This is a genomic window from Burkholderia sp. Bmkn7, from assembly GCF_041103175.1.
GTDB classification, from domain to species: domain Bacteria; phylum Pseudomonadota; class Gammaproteobacteria; order Burkholderiales; family Burkholderiaceae; genus Burkholderia; species Burkholderia cepacia.
The window spans coordinates 1,623,997-1,644,087 of record NZ_JBGCUH010000003.1 but is presented as its reverse complement, the minus strand read 5'-3'; the positions used below and the strand labels follow the sequence as shown (position 1 = coordinate 1,644,087).

Below are 20,091 nucleotides of genomic sequence, written 5' to 3'. Positions count from 1 at the left end.
GCACGGTCGTTCGCAAACAACAACGACGGATGCGCTAGTCCGCGTACCCCGGATTGCGCCGATCGAGCCGGCGCAGCAGCCCGGGCCAGACGAGCGCGCCGGCCCCCATGCCGCGCGTCACCGCGGCGATCTGCTGCTTGATGCCGTCGAGAATCGGCTGTGCGATCGGCAGCAGCGCGGTGCCGCCGGCCTGCGCGCGCACCTGGATCATGCAGGCCGCTTCGAAGAAGTACATCGCGACGAACGCGTCTGCCGGCGTCGCCCCGACGGTCAGCAGGCCGTGGTTGCGCAGCATCAGGTTCGTGTGGGCGCCGAGGTCGCGCACGAGGCGCGCCTTTTCGCCTTCGTTGAGCGCAATGCCCTCGTAGTCGTGATAGCCGAGCGACGCCAGCACGCCGAGCGACTGCTGCGAAAGCGGCAGCAACCCGCCCGCCTGCGCCGACACGGCGACGCCGTTGATCGAATGCGTATGCATCACGCACAGCGCATCGTCGCGGGCCGCGTGCACCGCGCTGTGGATGGTGAAGCCGGCCGGGTTGATCTCGTACGGCGATTCGGACACCTTGCGTCCTTCGAGATCCACCTTCACCAGCGACGATGCCGTGATCTCGTCGAACATCATGCCGTACGGGTTGATCAGGAAATGATGCTCCGGGCCGGGGACGCGCGCGGAAATATGGGTGAACACGAGATCGTCCCAGCCGAACAGCGCGGTGAGGCGGTAAGCCGCCGCCAGGTTGACTCGCGCGTCCCATTCGGCCGGGGAAACTGCCTGCTTCACGCTGATATCGGATGAGTCCACGTCGACACTCCTTGTTCAAGGATGGATGCGTACCGGGCCGCGCGATACGGCCCGGCCCGGGGATTGCGTCACCCCGCGCGGGGCTTCGCGAGCTGATCGGCAACCGGCAGGCTGCGGATGCGCGTGCCGGTCGCCGCGAAGATCGCATTGGTCAGCGCGGGCGCGACGGGCGGCAGGCCCGGCTCGCCCACGCCGCCGAGCGGTGTCGCGAAATCGTCGGGCGCGACGAGATGCACGCGGATTTCACGCGGCGCCTCGTTCATTCTCAGCACCTGGAAACCGTTGAAGTTGCTCTGCTCCGGATGGCCGTCCTTGAACGTGATCTCGCCGTGCAGCGCGATACCGAGCCCCATCACCACCGCCCCCTCGAGCTGCGAGCGTACGCGCTCCGGATTGACCTGCGGCCCGCAGTCGATCGCGATGTCGACCCGCGGCACCGTGATCTTGCCGTCGGCATCGACCTGCACCTCGCACACCGCCGCCGTATACGACACGAAGCTGCGGTGCGCGGCGATCCCGAGCCCGTGCCCCTTCGGCAGCCTGCGCCCCCAGCCCGCCTCGCGCGCGACCGTCTCGACCACGCGCCGCAGGCGCCCGGTGTCGACCGGATACAGCGCCGGATCCTCGCCGTAGTTCACGTTCTTCACCGTGATGTGCGGCTCGAAACGCCGCGCGGGCCCGATCAGTTCGAGCAGGAAATCCTTCGGGTCGCGGCCGGCCGCGTGCGCCAGCTCCGACACGAAACTCTGGATTCCGAACGCATGCGGGATGTTGTAGACCGAGCGGAACCAGCCGATCCGCGTGTGCGCCTGCGCGGCCGGATTCTCGATCCGCACGTTCGGGATCGCGAACGGCAGGTCCGCGATCCCCTGCGCGAGCTCGCCCGGCTGCTCGTGCACGACGCCGGCCCTGAAGGTCGACTGGATCGACGGCGCAACCGTGCGATGCTGCCACGCGACCACTTTCCCCGACACATCGATCCCGCCGTCGAACGCTTCGAGCGACACGGCATGGAAGTAGTCGTGCGCAAGGTCGTCCTCGCGCGTGAACGTCAGCTTGACCGGCGCGCCGACCGCCTTCGACAGCAGCGCCGCCTCCACCACGTAGTCGGGCTTCGACTTGCGGCCGAAACCGCCGCCGAGCAGCGTCACGTTGACCGTCACGCGCTCGCCCGGCAACCCGAGCGCCTTCGCGACCTCGTCGCGCGTGGTCTGCGGCGCCTGCGTGCAGGTCCACACTTCGCATCGGCCGTCCGCCACGCGCGCGACGGCCGCGGGCGGCTCCATCGTCGCGTGTGCGAGATGCGGGATGTAGTAGGTCGCACGCACGCGTTTCGCGGCGCCGGCCAGCGCCGCCGCCGCGTCGCCGTCGTTGCGGATCACGTCGCCCGGTTGCGCGGCCGCCGCTTCCAGCGTCTTCCGATACGCGGCCGAATCGTAGTTCGCATTGGGCCCGTGCTTCCAGTCGATCTTCAGTTGCGCGCGTGCCTGGATCGCCGTCCACGTGTCGCGCGCGACGACGGCCACGCCGCCGAGCGGCTGGAAGCCGGACGGCAGCGGCGTCGACGCGAGCGGCACGACCTTGACGACACCCGGCAGCTTCTCCGCCGCCGACGCGTCGAACGACGCCATCGTGTCCCCGTAGGCCGGCGGGCGCGCGACGACCGCGTACAGCATGCCGTCGAGCCGCGTGTCGATCCCGTAGTGCGCGCGACCGGCGACGATGTCGCGTCCGTCGATCAACGCCGTTTCGCCCTTGCCGATATAGCGGAATTCGGCTAGCGCTTTCAGCGGCACCGTCGCCGGATCGGGTGCCGGCAACGCGGCCGCTTTCGCCGCCAGTTCGCCGAAGCCGAGCTTGCGTCCGCTCTTCGTGTCGACGACCTCATGCACGGTTGCCTTGACCTGCCGCGCATCGACGCCCCACGCCGCGGCGGCAGCCTGTTCGAGCATCGTGCGCGCCGCCGCGCCCGCGCGGCGCAACGCGGCGAAGCTCTGGCGCAGGCTGCGCGAGCCGTCGGTGTTCTGGTTGCCGTAGCGCGGCTCGTCGCCGACGGCCTGTGCGACCTTCACGCGCGCCCAGTCCGCGCCCAGTTCGTCCGCCACCACGAGCGCGACGCTCGTGCGCACGCCCTGCCCCATCTCGGAGCGGATGCAGGTCACCGTGACCGTGCCGTCGGGTGCGATCGCGACGAACAGGTGCGGATCGTCGCGCAACCCGTGCGGCATTCCCGCGCCGCCATATCGCGGATCTACACTGACGGGCGGCTGGTTCGGCACGGCCGCGCGCACGAGCGACGGCACGCCGAACGCGAGCAGCAACCCGCCGGACGCAAAGCCGAGCAGCAGCGCGCGACGGCTTTCGTTATGGACGGAGAGTTCGGGCGCGCTCATGCGGCACCTCCGCGGCGCACGGCCAGGCGGATCGCCGCGCGTATGCGCGTGTAGGTGCCGCAGCGACAGATGTTGCCGGACATCGCATCGTCGATGTCGGCGTCGGTCGGATGGGGATTCGTCTTCAGCAACGACGCGGCCTGCATGATCTGCCCGGACTGGCAGTAGCCGCACTGCGCGACGTTCAGTTCCTGCCACGCCTGCTGCAGCGGATGGGTCAGATCGGTCGACAGGCCCTCGATCGTCGTCACGCGCTTGCCGGAAGCGGCCGCGACCGGGGTGATGCACGACCGGATCGCGACGCCGTCGACGTGCACGGTGCACGCGCCGCACAGTGCCATCCCGCAGCCGAACTTGGTGCCGGTGTGGCCGAGAACATCGCGCAGATACCAGAGCAACGGCATGTCGGGATTGCCGTCGAAGTGCTGCTCGCTACCGTTGACGGTCAGCGTGATCATCGTTCACCTCCTGGTTGCGATGCCCGCTTCGGGCAGGCATCGGGTGGGGATTCGAACGGCGCGGCGCACATTCCGAACAACCAGGCAGGGCGCCGTGTCGTGGGCCGTGTTGCCTGCAGGCACGGCCCGGCGGATGCTGCAAACGATGCGGCGGCCCGGTTGCCTGCGCAACGTGGCAACGAATTCCCGGCCGCTCGCTCGTCCGCATGGATCGCCGATCCGCATTATCGAACCATTTCGGATTTGCCGTCGGATCGCGGGGATTCGGGCGTTTCAGGTAATCGGAGCGGGAAATTTGCCCGGAGATGGCGGGTCGCGACCGGTCACGCTTGCCGGAGAGGCGGGCGGGTGATTCTCAGGTATCGATGTTTCGATGCGCGGCCGCAGGCGGTTCGCTCCCGTTCTTGCGCAGCGACTGCCCATGTTTCGCCGGGCGCTTCGGTACGGCGGTAGCAAAAACCGGACGACCAGACCCGCCCTGTGCAATCAGCGAACCGAGAAACCGGAAATGATCGAGCGCGCAAACGTCCGGCCGGCCTCCCGGCCGGACCGGATCGTCCCGCGATTGCAACGCGTGGTTCGAACGCTAGCGCGCCGCGATGCTCACCGCGACCTTAACGCCTGTAACCCCAGCGTGAGCGCGTTGAACGGCATTTCCGCCGCCCCCATCGAAAAACTCGTCGCCTTCGTGGGTACGCCCGAATTCCGCATCAGCGCGTGAACGATCCGCTCGCTCGCATGGCCGTCGCCGTACGGATTGCTCGCGCGCGCCATCTCCCCGTAAGCGCTCTCGCTGTCGAACAGACGCGACGCTTCGTACACGATCCGCTCCTGATCGGTACCGACGAGCCGCGCGGTACCGGCCTGGATCGCCTCGGGCCGCTCCGTCGTCTCGCGCGTGACGAGCACCGGCTTGCCCAACGCGGGCCCTTCTTCCTGAATGCCACCCGAATCGGTGATGATGAAATGCGCGCGCGACATCAGGAATACGAACGAAAGATATTCCTGCGGCTCGATCAGGTAGATGTTCGGCATGTGACCGAGCCGGGCGCGCGCCGGCTCCCGCACGTTCGGATTCATGTGCAGCGGATAGACGAACTGCGCGTCGGGATAGCGCTTCGCGAGCGTGCACAGCGCCTCGCAGAAATTCTGGAACGGCTCGCCGAAACTTTCACGTCGATGGCCCGTGATCAGCACCACGCGCCGCGACGGCTCGAGAAAAGGAAACTGTCCGGCGACCTTCTCCGTCAGCGCCGTCGTGCAGTCCAGCATGCGCTTGACCTCGTGCAGCGCATCGATCACGGTATTGCCGGTCAGCACGACCGCCCCGCCCGGCACGCCCTCGCTGAGCAGGTTGTCGCGTGCCTGCCCGGTCGGCGCGAAATGCCACGACGATACGGCGTCGGTCACGCGGCGGTTCAACTCCTCCGGCCACGGCGACCAGATGTCGCCGCTACGCAGGCCGGCCTCCACATGCCCGACCGGCAAATAGCGGTAGAACGCCGCCAGACTGACCGCGAGCGTGGTCGTCGTATCGCCGTGCACCAGCACGACGTCCGGGCGCAACTCGTCGAAGACGACGCCGATTGCCTGCAGAATGCCGGTCGTCACGTCGGTCAGCGTCTGGCTTTGCCGCATCACGTTGAGATCGTAGTCGGGCTTGATGTCGAACAGCGTCAGCACCTGATCGAGCATTTCGCGGTGCTGCGCGGTCACGCATACCCTGGCGTCGACACCGGCCTGTGCTTTTAATGCACGCACCAGCGGTGCCATCTTGATGGCCTCCGGCCGAGTCCCGAACACAAGCAAAATCTTTTTCATCGTTATCCTCGTTGACCCATATCGCGCTGAATGACCCTGCTCGTGGCGCGAAGCATGTATTCAGACGGCACCTTCCGTACTCGCACGCGATCGACACGCTGCAGTGTCGCGGAGCGAGCGCGCCGCCCTGTCCACGTGGTCTGCGCCACGCGAATCGTCGTACTACCGGCGTCTCGTTGCACTTGATCAGTCACGTCATGAGTCGTTCCTCGCTTGGCCAGGCGTCACGTCCGTTCGTCACGTCCCCTCCACTACAGCAATATTCAAACCAGTCGTACTGCGGCCGTGTCCGGTTCGCACCGCATGCACCACGCACACGCGACGCACGATGAAATGTTTCACAACTGCTACGTGTGTCGCACCGCCGGTCGAGCGCGATACAGGCAAAAATCCGGGCAGTTTCATCGCCCCTTCAGCGGCGTCGTCCGACGAATCGCGGACGCGTGTCGCACGTTCGTTTCGCATCGGATCTCGCGGATCTGTCGAAGCGCGTTGCGTTTACTCGATCCGCCACTTTTGTCTGCGCAGCGGGCGGCGCAATCGGCCGCTCGGCCGCGCTCCCGCACGAGGGATTTAACCGACATGCAACGTCCTTCACGTCGCACGAATCGACGCATGCGAAATGTTGCGAATGTGTAACGCTGATCCGAAACGGGGCGGATACATCGATGCGCGGTCCATGCAGCGCATGCGCCTGCATGAATCGCATCGGCACCCCGGCCGATGCGCACACAACGAACGACACGGCGCGCATCGCCGCGCACAGTCACGCTGCCAGCGCGGCATACGTTCGACAGACAATTCGCTGGACGCATCGCATGTGCGCGCTGCAATCCCGGTCGCACGCGGGCTGATTCTTCGATGAATCAAAATCCGCCGCCGCCGTCCGCGCCGCGCCCCCGGCCTTCGTGCCTGCCCCTTGCTGCGCGCGGCATCGCGGCCGATGGCTCACGCCTTGCTTAATGACAGTCAGGTGTACCTCGAAGCACGCGCCGGACAGCGGACGAACGGGGACGCCCAAGCAACGAAGCCGGGAGGAAACGCGGCGCGTCCGCCGGGAGCGAAAGACCAGCGCTCCCGCGCATCGCACGTGCCGACGTGTCCCGTTGCAATGCGCGATCCCCGAGCCAGGTTCAGGCTCCGATGCAAGGAACTGCCTCGTGGACGCACATCCCGGTACGAGCCTCGGGTTCACCCGCATCACCGTGAACCGAGCCGCAACGTCGACACGCTCGCCAGGCGCGACGCGGCCAACGCCGCGCCCGGCGACGATTGCACAGGACCCCGCGCAGGAGCCCAGCCCATGAAACGGCCCGCGCTTTCCCCGACCGCACGCTCGCACGTCGCGGCCACCATCGCGCGGTGCCGCCTGTGGCACGTCGCCTGCTGTCTCGCCGCGTGCGGCTTCGCACTGCACGCGAGCGCCGCCGAACTCCGGCTCGAAGGGCTGTACCAGCGCACCGACGGTGCGATCACCGTGCGCCTGAACGGCGTCGGCATCGATCCGTATTTCGCGGCAAAAGCGCTGCTCGCCGCGTCCGACGCGCAACTCGACGCCCGTCAGGCCGCACTCGCGTGGATCGCATGGTTGCTGCCGCGCCAGCGCCCGGATGGCGGCTTCGATCGCTACTGCGTGAAGGACGGCCGCTACCGCTCATGTGCCGAAGCGGAAACCGACGACGCGATGATGGCGACCTGGATCGAATTGCTCGCCCGCTTCGCGCCGCCCGGCGGCTTGCCCACCGCGTGGGAACTCAGCCTGAACCGCGCCGCCATGCATCTGGAGACGCTGCTAGACAAGCCCTCCGGCGTGTATCAGATCTCGTCTTCGCTGCACGTCGCGCTGCTGATGGACAACGTCGAGGTACACAGCGCGTTCCAGGCACTCGAGGCGTACTACGTCCGGCGCGCCGACTACACGCATGCGGGCCCGTGGAGCCTGCGCGCCGACCAGCTTGCCTCCGCGATCCTGAAAGTGTTCTGGCGCGGCACGGCATCCGGTTTTCGCGCCAGCACGCAGCAGGTCAGCGATGCGAGTTTTTATCCGGCGAAGATCGCGCAGATCCTCCCGCTCCTGTCCGGTATTCAGGTTCCCGAACAATCCGGCGAGGCGATCTATGCACGGTGGATTCGGAAGTACGGCAAGAGCTGGCCGCAACTTGCCAACACCGACTACCCATGGAGCCTGATCGCGCTGGTCGCGGTCAAGATGAACGATTGGAGCACGGTTGCCTGCTGGCAAGCGCGATCGGGGCCATACCGGCACGGCGCGCACTGGAACGTACTGGAGGAGTCGCTTTATCTGGCATTCGAAAGCCGGATGGCCGACCCCGTCATACCCGCTCGATGCGGGCTCACGACGGCGGCGGCAACGGCAACGGCAACCGCATCGCGCTGACGCAACGGCGTGTGCGGTCCATGATGACTAAACGGGAAGGAGACGTGTCATGTGTGGCATCGTCGGCGCAGTCGCGCAACGGGACATCGTCCCGATTCTGATTGAAGGTTTGCGTCGCCTCGAATATCGCGGCTACGATTCATGCGGCGTGGCGACGGTCGTCGACGGCCACGCGCGCCGCGAGCGCAGCGTGTCGCGCGTCGCCGATCTCGACGCGCACGTGCGTACCGCCGGCCTGACCGGGAGCACCGGCATCGCGCACACGCGCTGGGCGACGCACGGCGCGCCGGCTACGTGCAACGCGCATCCGATCTTCTCGCGCGACGAGATCGCGCTCGTGCACAACGGCATCATCGAGAACCACGAAACGTTGCGCAAGCAACTTTCCGACGCGCACTACGAATTCGACGGCCAGACCGACACCGAGGTCGTCGCGCACCTGATCCACAGCAAGTATCGCGGCGACCTGCTCGCCGCCGTGCGCGCGGCAACGTCGCAACTTCACGGTGCGTACGCGATCGCGGTGTTCAGCAAGCACGAGCCGCAGCGGCTGATCGGCGCACGGGTCGGCTCGCCGCTCGTCGTCGGCGTGACGGATGGCGAATGCTTTCTTGCCTCCGACGCGCTCGCACTCGCCGGCATCACCGACCGCTTCATCTTTCTCGAGGAAGGCGACATCGTCGAGTTGACGCCGGGCGGCGTGCGCATACTCGATCGCGGCGGCGCACCGGTCGAGCGTGCGGTACAGACCATTTCGTCCGCGCAGGCCGCGGTCGAACTCGGGCCGTACCGGCATTTCATGCAGAAGGAGATATTCGAGCAACCGCAGGCCGTGGCCGCGACCATCCCGGATGCGGGGCTGTTCGATCCGGCCGTATTCGGCCCCGACGCCGCGCGCGCGTTCGAGCAGATCGACAATGTGCTGATTCTCGCGTGCGGCACGAGCCACTATTCCGGCCTGACCGCGCGCCGCTGGCTCGAAACGATCGCGCGCTTGCCGGCCCAGGTCGAGATCGCGAGTGAATACCGTTACAGCGACGCGCTCGCGATGCCGAATACGCTGGTGGTGAGCGTATCGCAATCCGGCGAGACCGCCGACACGCTCGCCGCGCTGAAGTATGCGCAGGCGCTCGGCCATATCGATACGCTGGCGATCTGCAACGTGCCGACCAGCGCGATGATGCGGCAGGCAGGACTGCGCTTCCTGACGCGGGCCGGCCCGGAAATCGGCGTCGCGTCGACCAAGGCATTCACGACGCAGCTCGTCGCGCTGTTCATTCTCGCCGTTACGCTCGGGCGGCTGCGCGGCTATGTCGACGATGCGCAGCTCGCGCGCTACACGATGCAATTGCGGCGGCTGCCCGGCGCGCTCGAGGAGGTGCTTGGGCTCGAGCCGCAGATCGAACGCTGGGCGGCGGAATTCTCGCAGCACGAGAATGCGCTGTTCCTCGGGCGCGGGCTGCACTACCCGATCGCGCTCGAAGGTGCGTTGAAGCTGAAGGAGATTTCGTACATCCACGCGGAGGCGTATCCCGCGGGTGAGCTCAAGCACGGGCCGCTCGCGCTCGTGACGCACACGATGCCCGTCGCGACGATCGCACCGAACGATGCGCTGCTCGAGAAGCTGAAGTCGAACATGCAGGAAGTGCGGGCACGCGGCGGACAGCTTTACGTGTTCGCCGACGCCGATACGCGGATCGACAACAGCGAAGGCGTGTCGGTACTGCGGATGCCGGATTATTACGGGTTGTTGTCGCCGATCCTGCACGTCGTGCCGCTGCAGTTGCTCGCGTATCACGCGGCGTGTTTGCGCGGCGCGGATATCGACAAGCCGAGGAATCTGGCGAAATCGGTTACGGTGGAGTGACGGGAGGTGGGTACCGCGGGCGGACTGGTGAAGGTCTGCAAGTGCCGAGACTGGCCCGCCCTACACGACTCGAACGTGTGACCTACGGCTTAGAAGGCCGTTGCTCTATCCAGCTGAGCTAAGGGCGGTCGGGGAGAAAAGACACGGCCTGCACGAGCCGCATCTGACGCAAGACTTCGAGCACCGGCAAAACCGGCAAACCCACAAACCAGACTCGAAGCCCCGAAACAAAACGGGCCCGGCATGAAGCCGAGCCCGAAATTATACCCGATCATCGCGTCACATCATGCGAGACCGGCCAACGCAGCCTCAAACCGGCTGCGGGTGCAGCATGAACCAGCCGAGGCAGAACACACCGGCGATCACGCAATACACGCCGAACGAAGCCAGCCGGCCGCGCCCCTCGAAATAGCGCATCAGGAACCGCACGCTCAGGTACGCGGCGATCGCCGTCAGCACGCCGCCGAGCAGCGCATCGGCGAGCTGGTCGCGCGCATGGAACAGCTTCGGCAGTTCGAGCACGCCCGCCGCGAAGATGATCGGCGTACCGAGCAGGAACGAGAATTCCGCGGCCTTCTCCGCCGTCAGGCCCGCCGCATTGCCGGCGATCATCGTCAGCCCGCTGCGCGAGAAGCCCGGAATCAGCGCGCCGATCTGCGCGAGACCCACGAAGAACGCCTGCTTGAACGTCATCTTTTCGGGCGCCTGATGCGCGCGGCTACGCTGGATGCGATCGCCGAGCCACAGCAGCACGCCGTTCACGATCAGTGCGATCGCGACGATCCGCAGGTCGTGGAACACGCGTTCGATGCGCTTCTCGAGAAGCAGCCCGACGATGCCGGTCGGGATCGTACCGATGATGAGCGCCCACATCAGGTGCCCGTCGTCGTTCTTGCGGCCGCCGAGCTGCGCGAAGAAGCCGCCGATCAGCGCGATCCAGCGCGCGCGGAAATACCACAGCAGCGCCAGCGCGGTGCCGAGGTGCAGCGCAACGAGGAACGGCAGCAGTTGCGGTGCGTGCTTGTCGATGTGCATGCCGAACAGCGCCGGCACGAGCAGCGTATGGCCAAGGCTGCTGACGGGAAAGAGTTCGGTGACGCCCTGCAGGACGCTCAGGAATACCAGAAACCAGAGACTCACGCGTCGGTCCTTTTAATGAAGATTGAGCGGGAAGAGAAGCGGACGACGCGATGCGCGTCCGAAAAAACGCGCCCCGATTATGCCGAGCCCGGATTACTGCGCCAAGGCATTTGGCGGGATATTGCGGCAATGCACACAAACGCTTGCAACCTGTAAGCGCCCAGAAAGCAAAAAGCCCGCCATTTGCATGGCGGGCCTTTCGATTTCGGCAGGAATTGCCGTCAGCGGCCGAGCTGATAGAAAAATAATACCGTGCTGCCCGTGAACATGCCGAACAGTGCGAGTCCCATTGCCATTGCCAGATCCATGGCCCCCTCCACGAAGTGTCATGACCCGGCAACCTCACCGGTTTAGAGGCATTATCCCGACCGTTGACGGTCTTAAAAACTCGCGATTTCCCGAGAAGGGTTTTCCCCAAGCCGCCACGGCCCGATAATGGAGCGCGCCGTTCCCGTTCACCCGCCCAACCCGATTCGCCATGCCGACCTTCCAGCAACACGACATTCACGAACTTCACGCCGGCCCGTCGCTCGTCCGGGTCGCTCCGCAATTCGGCGGCCGCCTGCTGTCATGGGATGTCGATGGCGAACCGGTCATCTTCTGGCCGGAAACGGCCGACTGGAGCAACCTCGCGCGCGTGCGCGGCGGCAACCCGCTGCTGTTCCCGTTCCTCGGCCGTCACCGCGTCGACGGCGAGCTCGGCCGCTGGCGCGACGCCGCCGGCGTGGTGCGCGACCTGCCGATGCACGGCTTCGCGCGCGACCTGCCGTTCGCCGCGCACCCGTCGGCCGACGGCGCCGCGTTGTCGATGACGCTCGACGCGACCGACGCACTGCGCACGAGCTACCCGTTCGACTTCCGGTTCGAAACGACCTACCGGCTGGCCGACTCGCACACGCTCGAAGTCGCGCTGACGACGACCAATCGCGGCGACACACCGCTGCCCTACTACGCCGGTCACCATTTCTATTTCGCGTTGCCGCACGGCGAACGCGCGGAAACCACGCTCGAACTGCCGCCCACGCATCGCCGCGCGCAGCAGCCGGACGGTTCGATCAGCCCGCCCGAGCCGGGCGAAGCGCGCTATCGCCTCGACAACCCGGAGATCCTCGACCGCTTCCACTGCCTCGACGGCGTGCCGGCCACGCCGGTGCGCATCGTGATGCCGGGCCGGCGCCGCACGATCGAGATCGCGCTCGACGTGCCGCGCTCGATCCCGTGGTACGCGGTCACGACCTGGACCGAAAAGCCGGATTCCGATTTCTATTGCGTCGAACCGTGGCTCGGCCTGCCGGATGCGATCCACAACGGCCTCGGGCTGCGCATGCTCGCGCCGGGCGCGACCGAAACGGCCACGCTGCGGATTCGCGTCCTCCCGCTCGCCGGCTGAGACGTGGGACGAGACGCCTGCCGAACCGGCGCCCGACGGCCCCGGCAACGGCACAAACTGCGGTGCGCGGGTCGAACCCGTTAAAATCGGACGTTTTGTGTTGCCTGCCGCGTCACGAGCGGCAGGGTCTTGCGAGGTTCAATGTTCGGAACAACAACGAAGCGACTCTTCGCAGCCGCCTGCGCCGCCCTGCTCGTCGCGTGCGGCTCCGCGCCCGTCGGCCCCGGGTTCTATCGCGTCGAGCGCGGCGATACGCTCTACAAGATCGCGCGCGACAACCGCACGTCGGTGTCGAACATCGTGCGCTGGAACCAGATGACGAACCCCGACGCGATCGAAGTCGGCCAGGTGCTGCGCGTCGCGCCGCCGCCCGGCACGACCACCGCATCGACGCCGTCGACCACCGGCACCGGCAGTGCCGGCCGGGCCCGCCCCGCGCCTTCCGCACCGGTTGAATCGGCCGTCAAGCCGGCCACGAGCATCGCGCTGATCTGGCCGGCGGCCGGCAACGTGGTCCGCACGTTCGACGGCTCGAAATCGAAGGGGATCGACATCGCGAACTCGCCGGGCACGCCGGTAGTTGCGGCCGCGCCGGGTGTGGTGGTCTACGCGGGTAACGGGCTGCGCGGCTACGGCAACCTGATCATCCTCAAGCACAACGCCGACTACCTGACCGCCTACGCACACAACCGTGCGCTGCTGGTGAAGGAAGGCCAGTCGGTCACGCAGGGGCAATCGATCGCCGAGATGGGCAACAGCGACAGCGATCGCGTCGCGCTGCATTTCGAATTGCGCTACGGCGGCCGGTCGATCGACCCGTCGCGCTACCTGCCGGCGCGCTGAGCGCCCGACGGACGACACGCGATGCCGGCACGCATCGCGTGTCGTCGCGGTGAAAATCGGGAAAGGTGATGTCAGCGCTTGCGCAGACGTCCGGTGAAACGGCCGGACAACGGATCGACGCGACAGGCGAACGCTACCAGCACGCCGATTCCGATCAGGCTGAACCCCGCAGCTATCAGAAGCAAATCCATGGTCACACACTGATTTTTAGGTGATCTTATGCGTCATTGCGGAATCGTGCACTGAGCCGCAGCAATTGGACGAGTGCGAGGATTCCCTACCCTCAGGCGTCATTGTGGATTCCCCTGCGTGAAACCCTGATGTAATCCGTTCGTCCGACACCACGCCGCCACCCAGGAGACACTGCGATGCTGCCCGCCACCGACCGCTACGACGACCTGCTCTCCCGCTTCGCGTGGGACGTTCCGGCCCGCTACAACATCGGCGTGGACGTCTGCGACAAATGGGCGGACGGCAGCGGACGCCTCGCGCTGATCCACGAAACGGCGCAAGGCGACGTGTCCCGCATCACGTTCGACGACCTGAGGAATGCCTCTAACCGGCTCGCGAACAGCTTCGTGCGCGCCGGCCTGCGGCGCGGCGACCGCATCGGCATCTTTCTCGCGCAGGGCCCCGAAACGGCCATCGCGCACCTCGCCGCGTACAAGCTCGGCGCCATCGCGGTGCCGCTCTTCACGTTGTTCGGCGTCGACGCGCTCGAATACCGGCTCGCGAACAGCGAGGCGGCCGCGCTCGTTACCGACGCGGCCGGCTACGCGAAAATCGCATCGCTGCGCGCGCAGCTGCCGGCACTGCACACCATCTACTGCATCGGCGACGATGCGCCCGGCTCTCCCCGCGTGCTGCGCTACGACGCGGCGCTCGCCGCCGAGACGCCCGACTTCGTGCCGGCCGATACGGCCGCCGACGATCCGGCGCTCATCATCTATACGTCCGGCACGACGGGCAAGCCGAAAGGCGCGCTGCATGCGCATCGTGTGCTGCCGGGCCACCTGCCGGGCGTCGAGATGTCGCAGCAGTGCTTCCCGCGCGACGCGCGCCTGTTCTGGACACCCGCCGACTGGGCATGGATCGGCGGCCTGCTCGACGTGCTGCTGCCGTCGTGGCATCACGGCGTGCCCGTGCTCGCCCGCCGCTTCGAGAAATTCGACGGCGACGCCGCGTTCGCGCTGATGGCCCGGCACGGCGTCACCCACGCGTTCCTGCCGCCCACTGCGCTGAAGCTGATGCGCACCGTCCAGGCACCGCGCGAACGCTACGCGCTGTCGCTGAAATCGGTCGCGAGCGGCGGGGAGACGCTCGGCACCGAACTGACGGCCTGGGGACGCGACGCGCTCGGCGTGACGATCAACGAGTTCTACGGGCAAACCGAGTGCAACATGGTGCTGTCGTCTTGCGCGGCGCTGTTCGATGCGCAGCCCGGCGCAATCGGCAAGGCAGTGCCCGGCCATGCGGTCGCGATCGTCGACGCGGACGGCACGCCGCTGCCGCCCGGCGTCGAAGGGCGCATCGCGGTGCGACGCCCCGATCCGGTGATGTTCCTCGAATACTGGCGCAACGCCGACGCAACCCGCGACAAGTTCGCGGGCGACTACCTGCTCACCGGCGATACAGGCATGATCGACGCCGACGGTTTCGTCCGCTTCGTCGGCCGCGACGACGACGTGATCACGAGCGCCGGCTACCGGATCGGCCCGGGCCCGATCGAGGACTGCCTGCTCACGCATCCGGCGGTGCGGATGGCGGCCGTCGTCGGCGTGCCCGACGCGACGCGCACCGAGATCGTCAAGGCGTTCGTCGTGCTGAATCCCGGTCACGCCGGCGACGATGCGCTCGTTCAGGCACTGCAGGCGCACGTGCGTAAGCGCCTCGCCGCCCACGAGTATCCGCGTGCGATCGCGTTCGTCGACAGCCTGCCGATGACCGCGACCGGCAAGATCGTGCGCCGCGCGCTGCGCGACGCATAAGCGGGCCGCCACCCGTGCCGCCCGCCCGGCCGGATGGTTTATAGTGGCGCCACCACGCAGTCTTTCCAAGAAAACGATGTCCTCTGATCACCACGCCGCCGCGGGCGCGTCGCACAGCCCGCTCTACGCCAAACTCCTCGGCGAAACCGCCAAGATCGACTGGTGCGATCTCGAACGCTTCTTCGCGCAGGGCAAGCTGCTGTCCGTTGCGCGCGACCTCGATCTCGTCAGCGTCGCGGAAGCGGTTGCCGACGATGACGCCGAACAGGTCACGCGCTGGCTGTCCGCGGGCCTCGTCGCGCGCATGCCGGCCGAAACCGCCGCCGATTACGCGGCGCGCAACCCGGAGCTGTGGGCAGTCGTCGTCTCGCCGTGGGTCTGCGTGCAGGAACGCGCCTGACGCGTCCGCCATGTCCGAATCCGCGTTACCGCACGGGGCCGGCACGGGCTCGGCCACCGTCACGCACCGGCGCGTCCTCGCGCTCGCGTTTCCGATCGTCCTGGCGAACCTGACCCAGCCGATCCTCGGCGCCGTCGACACGGCCGTCGCCGGCCACCTCGACGGCACGCAGTATCTCGGCGGCGTCGCGCTCGGCGGGCTGTTCTTCAATTTCGTGTTCTGGGGATTCGGCTTCCTGCGAATGGGGACGACCGGTCTCGTCGCGCAGGCGCACGGTGCCGGCGACGCCGCCGGGATCCGCCTGAACGTGCTGCGCGCGTTGATCGTCGCGTTCGCGCTCGGCGCCGCGGTGCTGGCACTGCAGGTGCCGCTGCTTTCGTTTGCGCTGTCGGCGCTCGGCGGCAGCGATGCCGTCCGCGCGACGGCGCTTTCCTACAGCCACGCGCGGATCTGGAGCGCTCCGTTCGCGCTCGCGAACTACGTCGTGCTCGGCTACCTGCTCGGTGTGCAGCGCGTGCGGCTCGCGCTCGTCGCGCAGGTGTTCATCAATGCGGTCAACATCGGCGCCGTGCTGCTCTACGTGTATGGCTTCGGCTGGGGCATTGCCGGCATCGGCGCCGCGACGGCCACGGCAGACGCATGCGGCTTCGCGCTCGGCGCCTGGATGCTGTGGCGGCTGCGGCCGCGCGGCCTTGCGCCGATCGCGGTACGCGCACTCGCCGACCGCGTCGCACTCAAGCGGCTGATCGCGCTCAATCGCGACATCTTCCTGCGCACGCTGTGCCTGCTCGGCGCATTCGGCTGGTTCGCACACCTCGGTGCGAAACAGGGCGATGCGACGCTCGCGGCAAACGCGCTGCTGCTGAATTTCCAGACGTTCATGGCGTACGGCCTCGACGGCTTCGCGCATGCGGCCGAGGCACTCGTCGGCGCGGCGGCCGGCGCACGCGACCGCGGCGCCTTCCGGCAGGCCGTGCGCGTCACCCTGCTCTGGTCGGCGCTCGGCGCGCTGCTGTTCGCGCTGGTGTACTGGGCCGCCGGCAGCTGGATCGTCGCGCGCCTGACCAACCAGGCCGAGATCCGCGAGGTTGCGCTGCGCTACCTGCCGTGGGCCGCGATTTCGCCGATCGTGTCGGTCTGGGGCTTCCTGCTCGACGGCGTCTTCATCGGTGCCACACAGACACAATCGCTGATGCGCGCAATGGTCGCGTCGCTGTCGATCTTCGTTGTCGCCACACTCGCCGCCGTCGGCACCTTCGGCAATCACGGCCTCTGGTTCGCGCTGCTGCTGTTCATGGCCGCGCGCGGCGCGACGCTGGCGCGCTACCTGCCGGGGCTGTTGCGGCGCATCGGCACCGATACACACGCGGCCCGCGCCTGAGGGCACGCCGAACCGGCCCTGGGCGGCCCGAAGCGCCCCTGAGCCGCCTTGAACAGCCGTTACTGCACGGGTTTGGGCGGCGGCGCATCGAGCATCGTCGGCGGCGTCATGTCGGTCGGCACGCCGTGATAGTCGGCCGGATCTTCAGGCGGATGGCCGCGACGGGCCTGATGAGGATCGCTGGTACAGGCGGCGAGAAAAGCTGCGGCCAGCACGGCCAGCATGAAACGGGTCATCGGGTAGGGCTCCGGAAATCGGCGCGTCCATCGCACGCCGGGACCGCGCCGAGTCTAGCGGAAATCCTGCTTCGGAGTCGCGCCGCGCATGTCCTACTATGTACGCATGGCGCTGTGCCGTGGAAAGGAGGCTGCCATGTCGTCTGAGGAAATTGCCGGCCTGATCGGCCTGTTCATCGGCCTGATGGTGTTCGTCGCCCTGTCGTTCTTCGAGTCGCGCGAATACAAGCGCAGCCATGGCGGCGAAGGGTTCGTCCATCACTGGATGGCCGAACACCACCTGCTCGACTGGCGGCGCAAGCACTAAGCGCGCCGCTGCCGTCCGGCCCGCCCCCGGGCCGTTCCCGAACGTGCCGTTCCTACGGCACGCCGGTGGTCGCGTATCGCCGAAATTAACGGGGCCCGATTCACACACGTTGATCAGATGGACGAACGCCGTCGCGCGGCTCATGCCGCGCGACGGCGTTCGCATGCACGCGCCCGAATCAGCAGGCGGGCGCGACGCGGGTCAGACGGCTCAGCCCAGGAAGTGGCGGGCGTAGCGCACGTTGATGTCGGACAGACGGAACAGCGTCAGGAAATCCGCGCAGTTGAAGTCGGGATCCCAGGCCGGCGCACCGCAGATCTTCGCGCCGAGACGCAGGTAACCCTTGATCAGCGGCGGCGGCGCCACGACGGTGCCCGTCTGCAATTCGTCGACCGGCAGGGCCGTATGCGGGAACGCACGATACTCGGGCGCCGTCAGCGAACCTGCCGACAGCGACTGGTACAGGTTCGCCGCATAGTGACCGCCGTCGGCCATCGACACGCTCGCGCAGCCGAGCATCGTCTCGTAGCCGTTCTGCATCATGTACGTGCCGAGACCGCCCCACAGCGCCATGATGACGGCGCCGCTGCGGTAGTCGCTGTGCACGCACGAGCGGCCGACCTCGACCATCTTGCCGCGCAGATGCGTGAGGCGCGACAGATCGAATTCGCCTTCGGCGTACAGGCGGCCGACACGCGCCGCCTGGTGCGGCGGCAGCACGCGATACGTGCCGACGACCTTCAGGGTGTCGAGATCGCGAACCAGCAGGTGGTCGCAGTACGCATCGAACGGATCGACGTCGAGACCGGAGGGACCGCTGACCTGCGCGCCCATCTCTTCGGCGAACACGCTGTAACGCAGGCGCTGGGCTTCGCGCAATTCGTCTTCCGTACGCGCCCACGCGGCGCGCAGGCGATACTCCGATGTGACGGTTTCAGCAGCGCGCGGCAGGAGGCGCCGCGACGTGTCGAGGGGCAGCGAGGCAAAAGGGAGCGTAGGCGTCGGCAGTTCTCGCATTAGGCTTTCCTGATCGTAAGGAATAGGACGACATGCCCGCCAATGTAGTAATCGGCCGTGACCGTTATGTGGCACGACCGTGTCCTTTCAATGACGTGTCGCCGAATTGACTTTAGCAGAAAGCTTGCGAAACCGTATGACGAAACCCTTCAAAGCGCTTCAGGCGGGCCTCACACCAGGTCGGGCGTCAATACCGCCCGCAGCACGGCCTGCCGGCTGCCGTCGCGCGTGCGGCTCGCGAGCCACACGATTCCGCCCTTCTTGACGCTCCAGCTGTCGTCGCCGCCGGCGATCAGTTGCGCGGCGACACTGCCGAGCGTCGGCTGGTGGCCGACGATCACGACCGTCGGCGCGATGCCGTCCGGCCAGCCGGCAGCCGCCAGCACGTCGTCGACGCTGCCGCCCGGCGCGAGCGCATCGACCGTCCGGTACTGGTCGGTCAGCGCCTCGACGGTCTGCACGGTGCGGGCCGCCGGGCTCGCGAGGATCACGGTGTTCGTCTCGAGCCGGCCACGCAGCCACTTGGCCATCGCCTGTGCGTCCTTGCGGCCGCGGACGGTCAACTGCCGCGCGAGATCGCTCGTCGCGTAGTCTTCGGCTTCGGCGTGGCGCCACAGGATCAGGTTCATCATGATGTTCTCCTTGCTTCGGCGAGCGGCCCTGCGCCCATGCGTGCGGGCCGGCCGATTACCGTGCGAATTGTCGCAAATTGCGGCTCGTTCGCCGCCGCGGCATTTACCCGCATATAGGGATTGACCGGATCAGCCATTCAAAGATAAAATCTTTGGCTCGTCGGAGCGTAGCGCAGCCTGGTAGCGCATCTGATTTGGGATCAGAGGGTCGAAGGTTCGAATCCTTTCGCTCCGACCACCGGAATCAAGGGGTTACAACACCTAGTGTTGTAACCCCTTTTCCATTTCTGGCCCGTGAAAGATCCCGGGCAACCGCCGCATTTCGCGCCACGTAGTCACTCGATCCGCACGAGATCACGCGTCGCGACCGGCAGTCGATCGACCGGTGCGCTTTCGGTCAGCCGCCCTTCGGAATATCGATAAACCAGATACTTCCCGTCCGTCTCGCCGCCTTCGTTGGGGATGATCACCCACATCGCCCGACGCCCCGAATACAGCCACCGCGGAAGCGCCTTCTCCGCGAAATAGATCCGCTCTTCGACATGCGTGACCGGATTCAGCCGGATCGCGACGCCCTTCAGGTAAGGCGATCCGTAGTTCAGTACGAAGACGAGGGTCCTGCCGACGCACCTCGACAACGCAATCCTGCCCACGAAATCGGTCTCCGGCATGTCAAGGAACGCACGCCCGGTCTTGTGCCCCCGCCGCACGAACAGTGCATCGCCGTCCGCCCCATGCGAGCGCGCCTCGAGCGCAATGCGACTCCCGCCCGCCAACGGGCAGGAAAGCACCTGACGCAGGACACCGGCCTCGTCGATTCCCGGCGTCGCGCCGAACGTCGCTGTCGCCACCGATAAAAGACCGACGACGAGCACTTTCATTCGACCGTTACCGGTCAGTTGCGTCGCCAATCGACTCATCGAGGTGCAGCATCGCGGGTTATCCACTTCGGTACGCTCGCACGAATCACCTTTTCCAGGAATAAACGGCACATCAACAGGGCCAACTCGAACCCGTA

The 20,091-nt window shown here is 66.9% G+C and carries 17 protein-coding genes and 2 tRNA genes; 9 read left to right on the top strand and 10 right to left on the bottom strand.

Annotation, left to right across the window (positions count from 1 at the left end; genetic code table 11):
* Positions 1-34: 34 nt before the first annotated feature.
* From AB3K92_RS29210 to wecB, 4 genes are all read right to left on the bottom strand, one after another.
* A complete protein-coding gene (locus tag AB3K92_RS29210) occupies positions 35-802 on the bottom strand; it encodes a class II aldolase/adducin family protein (protein WP_124475891.1) in 768 nt (255 codons plus the stop codon).
* 68 nt (positions 803-870) lie between these two features.
* Positions 871-3,195, bottom strand: coding sequence for a molybdopterin cofactor-binding domain-containing protein (locus tag AB3K92_RS29205; protein WP_369466358.1), 2,325 nt, complete (start codon positions 3,193-3,195; stop codon positions 871-873).
* Positions 3,192-3,653 carry a (2Fe-2S)-binding protein gene (locus AB3K92_RS29200; RefSeq protein ID WP_021157241.1) on the bottom strand — a complete coding sequence of 154 codons (462 nt, stop codon included), beginning with the start codon at positions 3,651-3,653 and terminating at the stop codon, positions 3,192-3,194. Before AB3K92_RS29200 ends, AB3K92_RS29205 begins: the two co-directional genes overlap by 4 nt.
* A 603-nt stretch (positions 3,654-4,256) precedes the next feature.
* Positions 4,257-5,474, bottom strand: coding sequence for a non-hydrolyzing UDP-N-acetylglucosamine 2-epimerase (gene wecB, locus AB3K92_RS29195; RefSeq protein ID WP_048025864.1), 1,218 nt, complete (start codon positions 5,472-5,474; stop codon positions 4,257-4,259).
* Between the two features lie 1,303 nt (positions 5,475-6,777).
* Between wecB and AB3K92_RS29190 the strand changes: the two genes are divergently transcribed.
* On the top strand, positions 6,778-7,872 hold the full coding sequence (locus tag AB3K92_RS29190; protein ID WP_369466355.1) for a hypothetical protein: 1,095 nt from the start codon (positions 6,778-6,780) through the stop codon (positions 7,870-7,872).
* 49 nt (positions 7,873-7,921) lie between these two features.
* Positions 7,922-9,739: a glutamine--fructose-6-phosphate transaminase (isomerizing) gene (gene glmS, locus AB3K92_RS29185; protein ID WP_021157245.1), complete on the top strand. Its 1,818-nt coding sequence runs from the start codon at positions 7,922-7,924 to the stop codon at positions 9,737-9,739.
* Positions 9,740-9,790: 51 nt separating this feature from the next.
* Here glmS and AB3K92_RS29180 read toward each other — a convergent pair.
* Together AB3K92_RS29180 and AB3K92_RS29175 are read right to left on the bottom strand one after the other, a co-directional pair.
* Positions 9,791-9,867, bottom strand: a tRNA-Arg gene (locus AB3K92_RS29180).
* A 181-nt stretch (positions 9,868-10,048) separates the two neighbouring features.
* On the bottom strand, positions 10,049-10,879 hold the full coding sequence (locus AB3K92_RS29175) for an undecaprenyl-diphosphate phosphatase (protein ID WP_021157259.1): 831 nt from the start codon (positions 10,877-10,879) through the stop codon (positions 10,049-10,051).
* 478 nt (positions 10,880-11,357) lie between these two features.
* On the opposite strand from AB3K92_RS29175, the gene AB3K92_RS29170 reads away from it, so the two are divergent.
* The 5 genes from AB3K92_RS29170 to AB3K92_RS29150 all read left to right on the top strand — a co-directional run bounded on the left by AB3K92_RS29170 (position 11,358) and on the right by AB3K92_RS29150 (position 16,881).
* Positions 11,358-12,269, top strand: coding sequence for an aldose epimerase (locus AB3K92_RS29170; protein WP_369466351.1), 912 nt, complete (start codon positions 11,358-11,360; stop codon positions 12,267-12,269).
* A gap of 141 nt (positions 12,270-12,410) precedes the next feature.
* Positions 12,411-13,112 (top strand): peptidoglycan DD-metalloendopeptidase family protein, encoded by a 702-nt coding sequence (locus tag AB3K92_RS29165; protein ID WP_027787858.1) that lies wholly within the window; start codon positions 12,411-12,413, stop codon positions 13,110-13,112.
* 368 nt (positions 13,113-13,480) lie between these two features.
* On the top strand, positions 13,481-15,100 hold the full coding sequence (locus AB3K92_RS29160; RefSeq protein WP_369466349.1) for an acyl-CoA synthetase: 1,620 nt from the start codon (positions 13,481-13,483) through the stop codon (positions 15,098-15,100).
* A gap of 76 nt (positions 15,101-15,176) precedes the next feature.
* Entirely contained in the window at positions 15,177-15,500 is a 324-nt protein-coding gene (locus AB3K92_RS29155) for a DUF2288 domain-containing protein (RefSeq protein ID WP_027787860.1), read from the top strand.
* Positions 15,501-15,510: 10 nt separating this feature from the next.
* Complete coding sequence (locus AB3K92_RS29150) at positions 15,511-16,881, top strand: MATE family efflux transporter (RefSeq protein ID WP_369466347.1); 1,371 nt, start codon at positions 15,511-15,513, stop codon at positions 16,879-16,881.
* A 59-nt stretch (positions 16,882-16,940) separates the two neighbouring features.
* Here AB3K92_RS29150 and AB3K92_RS29145 read toward each other — a convergent pair whose 3' ends face one another.
* Positions 16,941-17,117, bottom strand: a complete 177-nt coding sequence (locus tag AB3K92_RS29145; protein WP_021157264.1) for a hypothetical protein — start codon at positions 17,115-17,117, stop codon at positions 16,941-16,943.
* 136 nt (positions 17,118-17,253) lie between these two features.
* Here AB3K92_RS29145 and AB3K92_RS29140 point away from each other — a divergent pair, with 136 nt between their 5' ends.
* Entirely contained in the window at positions 17,254-17,424 is a 171-nt protein-coding gene (locus tag AB3K92_RS29140; protein WP_165580743.1) for a hypothetical protein, read from the top strand.
* A 210-nt stretch (positions 17,425-17,634) separates the two neighbouring features.
* Here AB3K92_RS29140 and AB3K92_RS29135 read toward each other — a convergent pair whose 3' ends face one another.
* Both AB3K92_RS29135 and sixA read right to left on the bottom strand, forming a co-directional pair.
* On the bottom strand, positions 17,635-18,441 hold the full coding sequence (locus tag AB3K92_RS29135) for a GNAT family N-acetyltransferase (RefSeq protein WP_059497959.1): 807 nt from the start codon (positions 18,439-18,441) through the stop codon (positions 17,635-17,637).
* Between the two features lie 170 nt (positions 18,442-18,611).
* Positions 18,612-19,073 (bottom strand): phosphohistidine phosphatase SixA, encoded by a 462-nt coding sequence (sixA, locus tag AB3K92_RS29130; RefSeq protein WP_042973255.1) that lies wholly within the window; start codon positions 19,071-19,073, stop codon positions 18,612-18,614.
* A gap of 161 nt (positions 19,074-19,234) precedes the next feature.
* On the opposite strand from sixA, the gene AB3K92_RS29125 reads away from it, so the two are divergent.
* Positions 19,235-19,311, top strand: a tRNA-Pro gene (locus AB3K92_RS29125).
* Between the two features lie 97 nt (positions 19,312-19,408).
* Here AB3K92_RS29125 and AB3K92_RS29120 read toward each other — a convergent pair.
* Positions 19,409-19,954 (bottom strand): hypothetical protein, encoded by a 546-nt coding sequence (locus AB3K92_RS29120; RefSeq protein WP_069253365.1) that lies wholly within the window; start codon positions 19,952-19,954, stop codon positions 19,409-19,411.
* Positions 19,955-20,091: the final 137 nt, after the last annotated feature.

What these genes read in the sequence shown, in the direction of transcription:
- AB3K92_RS29205 (WP_369466358.1), bottom strand. Translation starts at nt 3,195, where the DNA reads ATGAGCGCGCCCGAACTCTCCGTCCATAACGAAAGCCGTCGCGCGCTG.
- AB3K92_RS29200 (WP_021157241.1), bottom strand. Translation starts at nt 3,653, where the DNA reads ATGATCACGCTGACCGTCAACGGTAGCGAGCAGCACTTCGACGGCAAT.
- wecB (WP_048025864.1), bottom strand. Translation starts at nt 5,474, where the DNA reads ATGAAAAAGATTTTGCTTGTGTTCGGGACTCGGCCGGAGGCCATCAAG.
- AB3K92_RS29190 (WP_369466355.1), top strand. Translation starts at nt 6,778, where the DNA reads ATGAAACGGCCCGCGCTTTCCCCGACCGCACGCTCGCACGTCGCGGCC.
- glmS (WP_021157245.1), top strand. Translation starts at nt 7,922, where the DNA reads ATGTGTGGCATCGTCGGCGCAGTCGCGCAACGGGACATCGTCCCGATT.
- AB3K92_RS29170 (WP_369466351.1), top strand. Translation starts at nt 11,358, where the DNA reads ATGCCGACCTTCCAGCAACACGACATTCACGAACTTCACGCCGGCCCG.
- AB3K92_RS29165 (WP_027787858.1), top strand. Translation starts at nt 12,411, where the DNA reads ATGTTCGGAACAACAACGAAGCGACTCTTCGCAGCCGCCTGCGCCGCC.
- AB3K92_RS29160 (WP_369466349.1), top strand. Translation starts at nt 13,481, where the DNA reads ATGCTGCCCGCCACCGACCGCTACGACGACCTGCTCTCCCGCTTCGCG.
- AB3K92_RS29155 (WP_027787860.1), top strand. Translation starts at nt 15,177, where the DNA reads ATGTCCTCTGATCACCACGCCGCCGCGGGCGCGTCGCACAGCCCGCTC.
- AB3K92_RS29150 (WP_369466347.1), top strand. Translation starts at nt 15,511, where the DNA reads ATGTCCGAATCCGCGTTACCGCACGGGGCCGGCACGGGCTCGGCCACC.
- AB3K92_RS29145 (WP_021157264.1), bottom strand. Translation starts at nt 17,117, where the DNA reads ATGACCCGTTTCATGCTGGCCGTGCTGGCCGCAGCTTTTCTCGCCGCC.
- AB3K92_RS29140 (WP_165580743.1), top strand. Translation starts at nt 17,254, where the DNA reads ATGTCGTCTGAGGAAATTGCCGGCCTGATCGGCCTGTTCATCGGCCTG.
- AB3K92_RS29135 (WP_059497959.1), bottom strand. Translation starts at nt 18,441, where the DNA reads ATGCGAGAACTGCCGACGCCTACGCTCCCTTTTGCCTCGCTGCCCCTC.
- sixA (WP_042973255.1), bottom strand. Translation starts at nt 19,073, where the DNA reads ATGATGAACCTGATCCTGTGGCGCCACGCCGAAGCCGAAGACTACGCG.
- AB3K92_RS29120 (WP_069253365.1), bottom strand. Translation starts at nt 19,954, where the DNA reads ATGAAAGTGCTCGTCGTCGGTCTTTTATCGGTGGCGACAGCGACGTTC.